Here is a 14,774-nt window from a genome sequence, read left to right as displayed (position 1 = left end):
GAGCGGACAAAAATTGTTCAAAAAGATTCCGATTCATTTTATTTTATTTATCGCACAATTCTTTGTAAAATAGAAATAAGCAGTTCCTTTTCAAATCTACAACTTCTAAGAAATATCTCCTTCCTAAGAATTTATACTTACACCATGTCTCTAACATACACACTACTCTTTCAAACACTCATTGAAAATTTATGACATGAAAATTACCTTTTCATTCCCTAATAACCTTAATTGAGAATAAATATTAATTAAATTGGTATAAAGTTGGTTTATTCTCTTGACAAAATAACCACTTCTATATGATAATTAATATCGAATTAGAATTATTATAGTTAATTAAAAAATATATTTTATGAGCAAACTATTTTTTGATGCTCAAAACCAACATTTAGGAGGAAATTTAATATGTTATTAATCGGCACAGAAGTAAAACCGTTTAAAGCTAATGCTTACCATAATGGAGAATTTATCCAAGTTACTGACGAAAGTTTAAAAGGAAAATGGAGTGTAGTTTGTTTCTACCCAGCTGACTTCACATTCGTTTGCCCAACTGAACTTGAAGACTTACAAAACCAATATGCAACTCTAAAAGACTTAGGCGTTGAAGTATACTCTGTATCTACAGACACTCACTTCACTCACAAAGCATGGCATGATAGCTCAGAAACTATCGGCAAAATCGAATACATTATGATTGGTGACCCAACTCGCACAATCACTACAAACTTCAACGTTTTAATGGAAGAAGAAGGTCTTGCTGCTCGTGGTACATTCATCATCGATCCAGACGGCGTTATCCAATCTATGGAAATCAACGCTGACGGTATCGGCCGTGATGCAAGCATTCTTGTTAACAAAATTAAAGCAGCTCAATACGTACGTAACAACCCAGGTGAAGTTTGCCCAGCTAAATGGCAAGAGGGTTCTGCAACACTTAAACCAAGCCTTGACCTTGTAGGCAAAATCTAAGGAGTTCGATCAAAATGATACTAGATGCAGATATAAAAACACAACTATCCCAATACCTTCAGTTAATGGAGAACGATATTTTACTTAAAGTTAGCTCAGGAGACGATAATGTATCTAAAGATATGTTATCTCTAGTAGATGAATTAGCTACTATGTCATCAAAGATTACAGTAGAAAAAGTTGAACTAGAGAGAACACCAAGCTTTAGTGTAAATCGCCCTGATGAAGACACTGGTGTAGTATTCGCTGGTATTCCATTAGGACACGAATTTACTTCATTAGTGTTAGCTTTACTACAAGTTAGTGGACGTGCTCCAAAAGTTGAACAAAAATTAATCGATCAAATTAAAAACATTCAAGGCGAATATCATTTTGAATCTTATATCAGCCTAAGTTGTCATAACTGTCCTGATGTTGTACAAGCTCTTAACGTAATGAGCGTTCTTAACTCTGGTATTACACATACTATGATTGATGGCGCTGCATTCAAAGAGGAAGTAGAAAGCAAAGACATCATGGCAGTACCAACAGTTTTCCTAAATGGCGAATCTTTCGGAAGCGGTCGTATGACACTTGAAGAAATTTTAGCTAAAATGGGTAACGGTCCAGATGCATCAGAGCTTTCTGATAAAGATCCATACGATGTTCTTGTTGTTGGTGGCGGCCCAGCTGGTGCAAGTGCAGCAATTTATGCAGCACGTAAAGGCATCCGCACTGGTATCGTTGCTGAGCGCTTCGGTGGTCAAGTAATGGATACTATGGGTATTGAGAACTTCATCAGCGTAAAACGCACTGAAGGTCCTAAGCTAGTAGCAAGCCTTGAAGAGCACGTAAAAGAATACGACATCGATGTAATGAATCTACAACGTGCGAAACGTTTAGAGAAAAAAGAACTTATTGAAGTGGAACTTGAAAACGGCGCTATTCTGAAAAGTAAGAGCGTAATCGTTTCTACAGGTGCTCGCTGGCGTAATGTTGGCGTACCAGGTGAAGCTGAGTTCAAAAATAAAGGTGTAGCATACTGCCCACACTGTGACGGTCCATTATTCATCGGAAAAGATGTAGCAGTTATTGGCGGAGGTAACTCTGGTATTGAAGCAGCTATCGACTTAGCAGGTATTGTTAAGCACGTAACTGTTCTTGAATTCATGCCAGAATTAAAAGCTGATGCTGTATTACAAGAGCGTCTTAACAGCTTACCAAACGTAACTGTTCTGAAAAATGTTCAAACGAAAGAAATCACTGGTACTGACAAAGTAAACGGTATTTCTTACATCGATCGTGAAACTGAAGAAGTTCATCACGTTGAATTACAAGGTGTATTCGTTCAAATCGGTCTTGTGCCAAACACAGACTGGTTAGGCGAAACAGTTGAACGCGCTCGCGGTGAAATCGTAACAGACAAGCACGGCGCTACAAACGTACCAGGAGTGTTTGCTGCAGGTGACTGTACAAATAATCCGTACAAACAAATCATCATCTCTATGGGTTCAGGTGCAAACGCTGCTTTAGGCGCATTTGATTACTTAATCCGTAACTAATAAAAAAAGCAGGTGCCTTAGCATCTGCTTTTTTTATTATCCTAACGTATACACTAAAAACCTCTCATTCCCATTCTTCTCATAAGCACCTGGCAATCTAACTTCTTTCTTTAGCTCAAACGCAGTCTGATTTTCTAAGAAGAAAATATAGTCCTCAGAAGGATAATATAAAATAATATCCACTTCTCTCCCCGTTTCTTCTACTGAAAGCAAAATGTTATTGACTACATTCATAAACACTTGCACAGAAAACGGATTAAAGAAATAAAACCTATTATCATGTGGATCAATCTCATATTCCTGCGCTAAACAACATTGGAATTGAATTTTCCCCTTACTGTTTCGTGCCTTTCGTGCATAACGATCTCTATTATCCATCGCTTCTTTATAAAACTCTTCATTCATTTCAATTCCAACTGCTGAAGCACCACATTTATGATGCATATAAAAGTTTAATCGCCCTTTTCCGCACCCAAAGTCTACAATTCGGTCGCTACTTCGTATTTCATATTGATTCAATAACTCATCTAACCCGCTATACGGCGTCGGTTCATAGCGGTGATAATGCATAGACTTGTTAAACCCTTTTTGCTCACCGACTGTTTTTATATGTAAAACTGCATCATAATATTGTTCGTTCATTCGTTTTCTCCTATTAAAAAATGGTACTTATTATTATACACCATGTACTGGAGGCTCATTTTTCATCAAATTAATAGGTCCGTGAAATTATACCAACGATTTTCTTAATATATCTATCGTAACTTCAAATATATCAACGATTTTCTCAATATATCTATCATAACTCAAAATATATCAACGGTTTTTCAAATATATCGATTTACCGTCAATTCACGATAAAAAAACAGGAGCTCTCTAGCCCCTGTCTTCTAACACTTTCAATACAGTTTGCTTCAATATTTCTACCCCATCCATAATACAACTATGATCAAACCTCATATGCGGATGGTGTAATCCAGGTTGTAGATCTGCTCCTAGTCCAAGCATGACAGCTTTTAAATGTGGTCTCTTCACTGTGTAGTAATGGAAGTCATCGCTTCCTGTCGTATAAAGCGGCCCTGTGCATTGCTCTTCTCCATACACTTCGAGAATGCCTTTACGCATGTAACGCTCCGCTTCTTCTGACACCTCTGCTCCTGGAGCAAGATCAATCCATTCGTATGAAGTTTTCGATCCCATTGATGCGGCTGATTCTATTACATGCTCTATCTTTTTCTTTAATTCTTCTAATAATGTATTATTCTCCGCTCTTACATCTAAGCTAAAATGGCCGTTACCTGGAATGATATTTAGATTATCTCCACCAGCTTGGCACCGCGTCATCTTCACTGAATATGAACTTTGTGGCGGCAACCATATATTTTTCAAACCGATATTAATCATGGAAATGACATCAATTGCATTCACACCTTGGTGTGGTCTTGCCCCATGTGCATCCTCCCCATGAATCATACCCTCTAGAAATCTTGCTGCTCCGTGACGAATAGATGGGGCTGCTTGTTTCAAAGATAATTCTTCGATTGGTCGTAAATGGACACCGAATAAGAAATCAGCATCATCTACAGCACCTTTCTCTACCATCTTTAAAGCACCATTTCCCTTCTCTTCTGCCGGTTGAAAAATAAATCTAACCGTTCCACTATCCCATCTCATATTTTTCAATTGTAAAATAAGCCCCATTACAATCGTCATATGAGCATCATGACCACACGAATGATTCGCTTTAAATTCTCCATCTACTTCTTGCCAAAGTGCATCCATATCAGCACGAATCGCAATAACCGGGTTCCCATTCCCAATCTCAGCGATTACGCCTGGGCAATCATCAAATGTTTTATATGAAATTCCTTCTTCTTTTAAAAAGTTAGTAATATAAGCTGTCGTTTCATACTCTTTCCAACTTACTTCAGGGTTTTCATGTAAATGCTGAAAAATTTCCGTTAAACGCTCTTGTAGTTCTAATGTTTTCAAAGCTCCATTCTCCTTCCCAAATTACAAACCATTCAGGTTAATTATACTTATGAAAAACAGATGTTTTTATGAACATATTGAATTTTAAGAAAAAAGTCAATTGTTTATTTTTAAACTTTTTAAAAGCTTACTCTGTATCTATATTACAAACTGAATAAACAACTAGAACATTCCTTATTTTCTGTTTTTTGTTGACGCTTACATATATTTTTAGTTATCATAACCTAATAACCGTCTATTTTACGACAATTCTAAAAAATACAAACAAACATACGTAACAAGGAGGAAATTTATGAAAAAAGAAATACCTTTTGGAATAGCAATTATCCCTATTATCATTACCGTTGCAGTTATGATGGTTACAATTGTTGTATTAAAACAAAGCCCTCACGTTCCACTTATTATCGGTACGACCGTTGCTTCTATCGTCGCTTGGCATTACGGTTACAAATGGAATGATCTTGAAGAAGCAATGTATAAAGGGATTCGTCTTGCATTACCCGCTATCGTCATTATTATTCTTGTTGGCTTAACAATCGGTGCTTGGATTGGCGGTGGAATCGTCGCAACAATGATTTATTACGGTTTAAAACTTTTAACTCCATCACTATTTTTAGTATCCATTACCATTATCTGTTCTATCGTTGCATTAGCGATTGGTAGCTCTTGGTCTACAATGGGAACAATTGGTGTTGCCGGAATGGGCATTGGTCTAAGTATGGGTATTCCAGCTCCAATGGTTGCTGGTGCCATTATTTCAGGCTCTTATTTTGGCGATAAAATGTCACCGCTTTCAGACACAACAAACTTAGCCGCAGGATTAACAAATACAGATTTATTCGCACATATTCGTCATATGTTATTTACTACAATTCCAGGTTTAATTATTACTCTTATCGTCTATGCTTTCTTAGGAAGAAGCTTCGGTGATAACAATATTGATGCGCAAAGCATCGATCAAACATTACAAGTCTTACAACAAAACTTTGTTATTTCACCTTTCCTATTAATCATACCCGTAGCCGTTATGGTATTGGTCGCTAAAAAGGTTCCTGCCATACCAGCCATTCTCGTCGGTATTATTTTAGGATTCTTATCTCAAGTCTTTATTCAAGGTGGTTCTGTCTCAGCATCTGTCGGTGCACTCCAAGCTGGATTTGTTATAGACACTGGAAACAAGCTAGTAGACGAACTATTTAACCGCGGTGGCTTAGATTCGATGATGAATACAGTCTCTATGACAATTGTCGCTATGACTTTCGGAGGAGTATTAGAACATACAGGTATTCTTCGCTCAATTGTAAATCAAATTTTAAAGTTAGCAAAATCAGCAAAAGGGCTTATCGCTTCTACTATCGCATCTTGTTTTGCAACAAACCTTACTTGCTCTGAACAATATATTTCAATTGTTGTTCCTTCAAGAATGTACGCAAATGCATACACAGAAAAAGGACTACATTCAAAAAATTTATCCAGAGCATTAGAAGATGGCGGAACATTAACTTCTGTCTTCGTTCCTTGGAATACGTGCGGTGTATTTATTCTCGCTACACTTGGCGTAGGTGCATTTGAATATGCCCCTTATGCTATTTTGAATTTCATCGTACCTATTATCTCAATCATTTATGGTATAACAGGCTTCACAATTGTAAAACTATCAGACATTGAAAAAGCAGAACTACTAAAGAAACAAAAAGCGCAACTAGAAGCTTAAAAATAGCGGTAAATTCAGTTCATATAGTGCGCGAGGTCGCCCTTGTTGATAGGGCATTTCCTCGCCGCAAATATGAGCATACCCGTAATCAACTAATTTTTTTAACAATCTTTCTGTCGATCGCCGGGTCACTTGTAAGTACTCAGAAAGGTCAGCTGCTGTAAACTTCAATGACGGATGCGATTGACTAAATTGAATGATTTTTGACAAGTTGGCCGGACTAAGCTTCGTTTCTTTCGCTATTTTCATTAGTTCCGGATTATCATTTTTCAAACTTTGTACTCTCTGTTCTTTCGGGAACGGACCAAATAAATCTTTATCACTTGTTAGTATATAAAAACAACGATCTATTGGATTATTCTTTGCAAAACTTTGAGCAATTTTTGCATTTTGCTCCGCCTCTTTCACGGTTTTTCCATAACCAAATCCAATAGCTATCGTTCCTTCTACGCTCGCAAACAAGTTATGTATCGCATTTGTCTTAATAATCGATTCGATATCACCACGAGTTGTATACAAAATGCATGTCATTTCATCCACTTGTTTAAATGAACCACGTAGTTCTTTTGAAATGACATCTAGTTTTTCAAGCAAACTCGTTCGTAATTCTAAGGAAGAAATAATACAAGCACCAACAGTAGCTGAATAGCTTTTTGCTAACTCAGCTTTTATTTTTGCATCTTTTAGCCCATGTATAATGGACTGTGTTGGATCAATCATACGCTCTGAAGGAACACCTATTTTTTGAAGCTCATCGTAAACAGCGTGAATACTAGTTAAAGCTAAATGAGCCTCTCCGGATTGATATTTAGCTACATGAAAATCAATGACTCTATTTATTTCCTCTTTACTCCACAACATATTTTCATAATCCAACACTTGTGGCTTTTCTTTTATACCGATATCACGGCATACATTTGTAATAAACGAACGGTCTACTAAATCGATTGAAATTTTATGTGGTTGAATACCTTGATGATATATGACAGAAAGAAGTGAAGATGCAACCGTTGTCTCATCTTGCTGTAAGTACGTACTTGGAATTCGTAATTGTTCTCTTATTTCTTTTGCCATATAATAAGGTAAGGCACCTGAGAAAAAGATAACATCACAAGGCTTTAAACGCTTTAATAGTTCAGAAGATTCTGCCGGATGAAGGTAAACATATGGATCAATTTCTATTTCTTCTAATTTATGAGCAATAGGGAAAAGATTCTCCATAAACTCCTTTGAACCGACAACTGCAATTTTTATTATCATTTTCTCTAACTCCTTATTATTAATTAACGACTATTTAACGTCAACTATATCAAATGTATAAAACTATTGTAAACAGGAAGGGGTTTCTATTCAATGAAAATTACAGCTATTCATCTTTACGCAATTCGTTTACCGCTTCGCGATCCGTTTGTTATTAGTTATGGTTCTTATTCTGATATGCCTTCTGTTATCGTCAAAATGGAAACAGATGAAGGCATTATCGGTTACGGTGAGGGCGTTGCTGATGATCACGTTACAGGCGAATCATGGGAAAGTACTTTCCATACTTTAAAACATACACTTGCTCCTGCGCTCATCGGGCAAAATCCAATGAATATTGAGAAAATACACGATATGATGGACAATACAATTTACGGTGTGCCTACTGCGAAGGCCGCGATTGATATTGCTTGTTTTGATATAATGGGCAAAAAACTAAATCAACCTGTATATCAATTAATTGGCGGACGCTACCATGAAGACTTCCCTGTCACTCACGTCTTAAGTATCGCCGATCCAGAAGACATGGCTGCTGAAGCTGCTTCCATGATTCAAAAAGGTTACCAATCTTTCAAAATGAAAGTCGGTACGAATGTAAAAGAAGATGTAAAACGTATTGAAGCGGTACGTGAACGTGTAGGAAGTGATATTGCGATTCGCGTTGATGTAAACCAAGGATGGAAAAATAGCGCCAACACATTAACGGCACTTCGTTCATTAGGTCATTTAAACATCGACTGGATTGAACAGCCTGTTGTCGCAGACGATATTGACGCAATGGCTCACATTCGTTCTAAAACAGACCTTCCGCTTATGATTGATGAAGGATTAAAAGGTTCTCGTGAAATGCGCCAAATCATTAAATTAGACGCGGCTGATAAAGTAAATATAAAACTAATGAAATGCGGCGGCATATATCCCGCTGTAAAACTCGCTCATCAAGCAGAAATGGCCGGCATTGAATGCCAAGTTGGATCCATGGTCGAATCATCCGTTGCCTCTTCCGCAGGATTCCATGTCGCTTTCTCGAAAAAAATCATTACGAGCGTTGAACTTACAGGTCCATTAAAGTTCACGAAAGACATCGGAAACTTACATTACGACGTACCATTTATTCGCTTAAACGAAAAGCCAGGACTCGGCATTGAAATAAATAAAGATACATTACAAGAACTAACCGTCTTTCAAGACGTTGTACGCTAAAGGAGGACTAACGCATGACTGTTCTATATGAAGGAACATTAAAACAAAACGAACAACCATTTCACGTTACATTACTATCAAGAAAGCACATCGAACAAATTTTATCATTACAAAACATTATAGTTGAAGCGTTGGAAGATAAAAGTCGTTTACAACCACTCTCACAAGAAGAATTTCAATATATTCTAGAAGGAAACGGCATGATGATTGGCGCTTTTATCGAAAATGAACTCATCGCATTTCGTGCTCTACTCGTCCCTCCTATCGACGATGAACATTTAGGACTCGATATCGGATTACACGAAAGCGAATTACAAAGCGTTATCTATCAAGAAATCTCAAACGTTCATCCGAACTGCCGAGGAAATGGGATGCAAAAAATATTAGCAAAAGTCATTATGGAAGAATTGCAAAAAGAAGATAGCAAATATGATTATGTATGTTGCACCGTTGCTCCTTTTAACATTCCAAGTTTGAAGGATAAGTTTGCGCAAGGGATGGAGATTGCTGCGCTGAAGGAGAAGTATGGTGGTAGTATGCGGTATGTTTTTGTGAAACAATTGCGCAGAGATAAAGAAAGAGATTGGACAGATGTTCAAAGTATTCTAATGAGTGATGCTAATGGACAGCTGGCTTTGCTTTCGGAGGGGTATCGTGGGTATGAGATAGAGAAAACAGCAGATACTTTCATTGTGAAGTTTGGGCGATAATCTATATGCTCGAAAAAAGGGGATGTCTGCTGTGACATCTCCTTTTACTTTCTCTTTATTGAACATATCGATTGCAACTCCAAATATATCAGCGATTTTCAAAATATATCGGCGCAACTCCAAATATATCAGCGATTTTCGAAATATATCGACTTACCGACAAAGATTGACAATAATCGCAACCTATACAAAGCGCAACATTAAACCGTCATCTTCCAACTAGATAACGCTAACCAGTTCTCCATTTCCTTATAATCAGGCATTATCTTCCCGACAAGGCGCCAAAAAGAACGATCATGATTTAAATGAACCATATGGCACATTTCATGAACAACTACATAGTCAATCACTCGCTGTGGTGCCATCGCTAGCTTCCAATTAAATGTTAATTGTAAATTCGAATCACAAGTTCCCCACGTACGACTACTATCTGTAATACGAATAGATCGCGGTTTTGTTTTAAAATTACTTTGATACGCTTTAATACTCTTCTCTACTAACGCTTTACACTGCTTATAATAAAATCGTTTTAAAGCTTGTTGTATTTTCTCATCCTTAAGCTCTTTCACATAAATATGTAGCTTATCCCCTTCAAACACTGCATTGTCTTGCTCCATACTTGTATCTTGAGAAATCTGTATCGGATACGTACTTCCTAAATACAGAAATTCCTCTCCTTGATTATAATCTTTTTCCTGTGGTCCAAGCACTCGCTCCTGCATTTCCTTACTTGTTCTCTGAATCCAATCCCACTTCTCCTCTAGCAACTGGACTAAGTATTCAACAGGTGTCCCTTTTGGAGCTTGCACTTCCACATTTCCGTACGAATCTACAAAAAGACGCACGGACTTTTTCTTCTTATAAGTTATATGAAAATTAATTGTCTCACCTAAATATGTATGTATCATTTCATCACCTAGCGTATTATTTTACAAATAAAAAAGAGTAGGATACGAACGTCCTACTCTACCTATTATATCATTTACTGCTTTAACAAACTCATTATCCTCTATACTTTACAGCTAATCCTTTAATGAAATTCCTTGCGTATCTATCGCCGCACTCTTTGTAATTCTTATGGCCTTTCTTTCTTAATAAGGCGCCTAATTCTCCTTTTGTCACCGTAACTCCTACGCTATCTAATATATCAAGCACATCCTCAGTCGTTAACGATAGTGCAATTTTCATTTTCTTTAGAAGAAGGTTATTGGCACTCTCCTTGCTCTGTACAGGTGCCGGTTGTCCTGGTTTCGGGTCTTGCTTTCCTCTTTTTAAAGTAATAAATCCATTTAAAAATGACTCTAACATCATCATGTCGCATGTTTTTACGTACTCATCTTCGATTACCTCAGCATCTTCAGGTTCATGCTGAGGTGCTCTCTTTATTTTTGTAAGCATATCAACTACGTCTTCTTTCGTTACATCCATACCACCAAGTTTAAAGATTTCTACCATATCTATATCTCTTATATCTAAAGCGTACCTTACTCTTTTTAATATATCGTTGTTGCTCATTGCCATTGTTTTGCCTCCTGAAATGTTGATTATAGTAATGCTTTTAGCATGTATAAATGAATGTCGTCAAGTTACTACTTTAACATTTTAGGGGGAGGTTTTGTAGTCTTAGGTGGATTAATGCTTTTGGGGATGATTTTAAAACAGCAACATATGTTGTTTAGGTACTTGACATTATCCATTTATACCCAATTAAATTATTTAATTGGGTATAAAAATGCTGAACGAAATTTCGGACATGAGGATCCAATGCTAACAGAATATACATATGGAGAGTCAGGAGCTAATACCGAAAAGCTCCTAAAAGTACAGAAGGGAGATTCACTATTAATTAACACACTTGAAAATGGACTAACCTAATATCGGTTAGTCCATTTCTTTTTATGCAACTCTAATTTAGTGGGCAACTCAAACATGAATGTTACGCAAAATTCAGGTGAAATATATTGATTATGTTTACTTAGGTTTTACTTTTTATTTGCGGTACGGTTCACCGTAACTAATCTACACGAGGTTATTGTTTATTATTTGCATAATTAAATTTAACAAAAAAAGTCGTGCCTTCCGATCCTGTTTGAATTTCTATTTTTGCATTATGACGGGCAGCAATGGCATAACATATACCTAGCCCCAATCCAGTTCCATTATCTTTGGTCGTGTAAAATGGAGTACCCAGTTTCTCTAATACTTCAGGTCTGATACCTTTTCCTTGATCACGCACTGCAAGCACCACACAATTTTGACCTTCCTTGTAGGTACTGATGGTTAGAACTTGCCCTGTGCTCATCGCTTCTAAGCCATTACGGTATAGGTTTATTAATAATTGCCGTATCTCATTACGATTTAAAAGTAATTCCGGAATGTCATTTGTATCGACTTGAATATATTTATTTTGATTATGCGTATCAATCTTTATTAAAGGAATCGTATCATGAATAATTAAATTTAAATCTAACATCTGCAAATCCGATTTCTTTGTATTACCCATTGAGAGAAATTCAGTAATAATAGAATTGGAGCGGTCAAGTTCTTCTATCATTAAATTAAAGTACTTATTATGTTTCTCATAAATGTTCTCTTCTTTTAATAACTGCAAAAACCCTCGTACTGTTGTCATTGGATTTCTAATCTCATGGCTAATACCTGCTGCCATTTGCCCTATTAAATCTATGTTTGATAACCTTTTCAATTCCTGCTCATATTGCTTTTTTTCCGTTATGTTTTTAAAAATACAACAAATACCATCATCATACGGGTATGCACTAACTTCGTACCAATATTCATCAGATATAGAAAGAAATTCGAAATGAACTGTAGTTCGCTCTGACATTGCACGATGAAATTCCTTATACATAACTGTGTCGACGCTACTCGGGAAAACCTCCCGTATATTCTTGCCTAATACATCTTTTGCTGTTTTTCTTTGTGGAAAATATTGATGCTTATTTACGTACGTAAATTCCCATTTATTATTCAAAGTAAAGAATCCATCCGTAATACTTTCGATCACACTTGTAACTTTTTCATTAGCAGCAGCTAGTTCTCTCGTTCGCTCTTCCACCATGCTTTCAAGTTGATCCATATATAACAAGTTTGAAAACGTAGGAGCTGTGGCATCAACGATAGATTTTGCCAATTGAATTTGGGAATTATCGTAATTATAAGATTTTCCCTCTTTACCAACGACAATTACCCCTAATACTTCTCCCATTGAAACCAATGGGATCATCAAAAGACCCTTACTATCTATATTTTTTGTTTGAATAACCTCTTGGATCTTGGCGTCATAGCTTTTTTCCATCCAATCCACTTCTGTCCAATTACAGTCCTTACTTAACTTCGTTGTTTTAATCGTTTTTTTGTCTAACGGGTCTAAAAGGTGGGCAGCCACGTTTTTACTCTCTAAAATCTGTCCTAAGTAAAAAAAACATTTATCAAAACTCTCCTGTATCGAGGAACACATTGATAAATCACGGGTAACATTTAGTAACAACTGCTTCTCGGCAATAAGGTTTTCCTTTTGTGTTAAATTATTTGCGTTTTGAATTGCGACCGCAGCCATATTTACATAAGCTTCAACACTTTGAATTTCTGAATCTGTTAAGTTCATTGGAGTTCCATAATCAAATAAAAAAACCAGACCAAATAACTCTTGCCCAAATGAGATAGGCAAGGCTAATAAGGACTTAATTTTGAACGCATCAACTGGTCTCGGATCCGGCCGATGATCCTTTGAGGTATCAGGGATATAGATCGTTTTTTTGGTTTCAATAACTTCTTTTGCCAGTAAGTCTATTTCAGGATCAATTACTTGCGTATCGAGCGTTACACCATTTATGGTCTCTGGTTTTCCTGCAAACCCTCTAAATGTTCCATCTTCCTGGGGTAAATAAATTCCAACAGCATTGCACCTAACAATCTCCTCTGATATCGCCATTGTTACACGCTGCAATACTTCACGTAGTTCTAATTTTGTATTTATTATTTTTGTTATATTCGCGAGCCTAGAATATCTCGCCTGATCACTTAACATTCATATGGCCTCCAATTATAGGCATAATAAAATAAACATGATAATATCAGTGAAAATCAAGATCAACCGGCCATTTCCGATTTTCTCCTGCATTCTTTTCTTCCCCCTGTTTTACATAGAATACCTCACTTACTTATGATACAGCTCACCTTAATTAAACTGAAACAAACGCTCATAAAATCGATACACCCCATCAGCTCTAACTTTCAAAAGTTACACTGTTTCACTATCTCCAGCCGTGTTAACACTTGCCTCAAACTTATCAAGCAACGCACGCACCTCATCAGTCGATTTCGTGCTCATCAATTGATTTCTTAGTTCAGCAGCTCCAGGGAATCCTTTTACATAAATTTTGAAAAAGCGATGAAGCCCTGTGATTGAACGTGGTAGTACTTCCGCATATTGATCTTGAAGATCAAGCTGTAGTCTTAGAAGATCAAGGTGTTCTTTACTGCTATGTTCTCTCGGCTCTTTTTCAAAAGCAAATGGATTTTTAAAGATTCCTCGTCCAATCATAACGCCATCAATACCGTATTTTTCAGCAAGTTCCATTCCAGTTTGACGATCAGGAATGTCTCCATTGATTGTTATTAACGTATTTGGTGCAATGCGGTCACGTAATTTTTTAATTTCCGGAATTAGTTCCCAGTGCGCATCTACTTGGCTCATTTCTTCTCTTGTACGTAAATGAATAGAAAGGTTTGCAATATCTTGTTTAAAAATATGCGTTAACCAATCTTCCCACTCACTTAACTCTTTAAAGCCAAGTCGCGTTTTTACGCTGACAGGTAATCCGCCCGCTTTTGCTGCTTGAATTAATTCTGCTGCAACGTCTGGACGTAGAATAAGGCCGCTACCTTTTCCTCTCGATGCTACATTCGGTACTGGGCATCCCATATTAATATCGATACCTTTAAATCCTAACTCTGCCATACCTATACTCATTTGACGAAAATATTCAGGATTATCTCCCCAAATATGTGCTACCATTGGTTGTTCATCTTCTGTAAAAATTAAACGGCCACGTACACTTTTCATACCTTCTGGATGGCAATAGCTATCCGAGTTTGTAAACTCTGTGAAGAATACATCCGGTCGGCCAGCTTCACTTACTACGTGACGAAAAACGACGTCTGTCACATCTTCCATTGGTGCAAGTACGAAAAATGGTCGTGGTAATTCACGCCAAAAATTATCTATCATTTCAAATTCAAATCCTCTCATTATGAATGCAATTTCAAACTCTCAATTTATAATTTGTGAAAATCAGCAATATTTATTTTAACTAAAATCGCTTATGAATGGTATTTTTGTAAACCAAAAAGCAGATGGTATAG

The 14,774-nt window shown here is 36.8% G+C and carries 13 protein-coding genes; 6 read left to right on the top strand and 7 right to left on the bottom strand.

Annotated features, from left to right (window positions below; translation table 11 throughout):
* Window positions 1-405 precede the first annotated feature (405 nt).
* Window positions 406-969: an alkyl hydroperoxide reductase subunit C gene (ahpC, locus tag JDS81_RS19765; protein ID WP_000924420.1), complete on the top strand. Its 564-nt coding sequence runs from the start codon at window positions 406-408 to the stop codon at window positions 967-969.
* 14 nt (window positions 970-983) lie between these two features.
* Complete coding sequence (gene ahpF, locus JDS81_RS19760; protein ID WP_000599520.1) at window positions 984-2,510, top strand: alkyl hydroperoxide reductase subunit F; 1,527 nt, start codon at window positions 984-986, stop codon at window positions 2,508-2,510.
* 36 nt (window positions 2,511-2,546) lie between these two features.
* Here ahpF and JDS81_RS19755 read toward each other — a convergent pair whose 3' ends face one another.
* Both JDS81_RS19755 and JDS81_RS19750 read right to left on the bottom strand, forming a co-directional pair.
* Window positions 2,547-3,152, bottom strand: a complete 606-nt coding sequence (locus tag JDS81_RS19755) for an SAM-dependent methyltransferase (protein WP_001005626.1) — start codon at window positions 3,150-3,152, stop codon at window positions 2,547-2,549.
* 234 nt (window positions 3,153-3,386) lie between these two features.
* Window positions 3,387-4,502: a M20 peptidase aminoacylase family protein gene (locus tag JDS81_RS19750; protein ID WP_000853538.1), complete on the bottom strand. Its 1,116-nt coding sequence runs from the start codon at window positions 4,500-4,502 to the stop codon at window positions 3,387-3,389.
* A gap of 292 nt (window positions 4,503-4,794) precedes the next feature.
* Between JDS81_RS19750 and nhaC the strand changes: the two genes are divergently transcribed.
* On the top strand, window positions 4,795-6,216 hold the full coding sequence (gene nhaC / locus JDS81_RS19745) for a Na+/H+ antiporter NhaC (RefSeq protein ID WP_097953928.1): 1,422 nt from the start codon (window positions 4,795-4,797) through the stop codon (window positions 6,214-6,216).
* Here the strand turns inward: nhaC and JDS81_RS19740 are convergent.
* Window positions 6,205-7,476 carry a transcriptional regulator gene (locus tag JDS81_RS19740; RefSeq protein WP_097953927.1) on the bottom strand — a complete coding sequence of 424 codons (1,272 nt, stop codon included), beginning with the start codon at window positions 7,474-7,476 and terminating at the stop codon, window positions 6,205-6,207. The two genes, nhaC and JDS81_RS19740, sit on opposite strands and share 12 nt — an antisense overlap.
* Before the next feature lie 93 nt (window positions 7,477-7,569).
* Here JDS81_RS19740 and JDS81_RS19735 point away from each other — a divergent pair, with 93 nt between their 5' ends.
* The gene (locus tag JDS81_RS19735) at window positions 7,570-8,679 is read left to right on the top strand and encodes a mandelate racemase/muconate lactonizing enzyme family protein (protein ID WP_097953926.1); all 1,110 of its coding nucleotides are present in this window, start codon (window positions 7,570-7,572) and stop codon (window positions 8,677-8,679) included.
* Window positions 8,680-8,693: 14 nt separating this feature from the next.
* Complete coding sequence (locus tag JDS81_RS19730; RefSeq protein WP_097953925.1) at window positions 8,694-9,389, top strand: N-acetyltransferase; 696 nt, start codon at window positions 8,694-8,696, stop codon at window positions 9,387-9,389.
* A gap of 200 nt (window positions 9,390-9,589) precedes the next feature.
* On the opposite strand, the gene JDS81_RS19725 is transcribed toward JDS81_RS19730, so the two are convergent.
* Together JDS81_RS19725 and JDS81_RS19720 are read right to left on the bottom strand one after the other, a co-directional pair.
* On the bottom strand, window positions 9,590-10,297 hold the full coding sequence (locus JDS81_RS19725) for a M48 family metallopeptidase (protein ID WP_097953923.1): 708 nt from the start codon (window positions 10,295-10,297) through the stop codon (window positions 9,590-9,592).
* A 94-nt stretch (window positions 10,298-10,391) separates the two neighbouring features.
* Complete coding sequence (locus JDS81_RS19720; protein WP_097895649.1) at window positions 10,392-10,910, bottom strand: YehS family protein; 519 nt, start codon at window positions 10,908-10,910, stop codon at window positions 10,392-10,394.
* A 114-nt stretch (window positions 10,911-11,024) separates the two neighbouring features.
* Between JDS81_RS19720 and JDS81_RS19715 the strand changes: the two genes are divergently transcribed.
* Window positions 11,025-11,264 (top strand): hypothetical protein, encoded by a 240-nt coding sequence (locus JDS81_RS19715; protein WP_229203617.1) that lies wholly within the window; start codon window positions 11,025-11,027, stop codon window positions 11,262-11,264.
* 154 nt (window positions 11,265-11,418) lie between these two features.
* Here JDS81_RS19715 and JDS81_RS19710 read toward each other — a convergent pair whose 3' ends face one another.
* Both JDS81_RS19710 and JDS81_RS19705 read right to left on the bottom strand, forming a co-directional pair.
* Window positions 11,419-13,437: a GAF domain-containing sensor histidine kinase gene (locus tag JDS81_RS19710; protein WP_097953922.1), complete on the bottom strand. Its 2,019-nt coding sequence runs from the start codon at window positions 13,435-13,437 to the stop codon at window positions 11,419-11,421.
* Window positions 13,438-13,650: 213 nt separating this feature from the next.
* Window positions 13,651-14,640, bottom strand: coding sequence for a tRNA dihydrouridine synthase (locus JDS81_RS19705; RefSeq protein ID WP_000566715.1), 990 nt, complete (start codon window positions 14,638-14,640; stop codon window positions 13,651-13,653).
* Window positions 14,641-14,774 lie beyond the last annotated feature (134 nt).

This window comes from Bacillus cereus group sp. N31 (genome assembly GCF_016483245.1).
Taxonomy (GTDB): Bacteria; Bacillota; Bacilli; order Bacillales; family Bacillaceae_G; genus Bacillus_A; species Bacillus_A toyonensis.
Note: the sequence above shows the minus strand (reverse complement) of the source record. Positions and strands in the feature narration are given on the sequence as shown.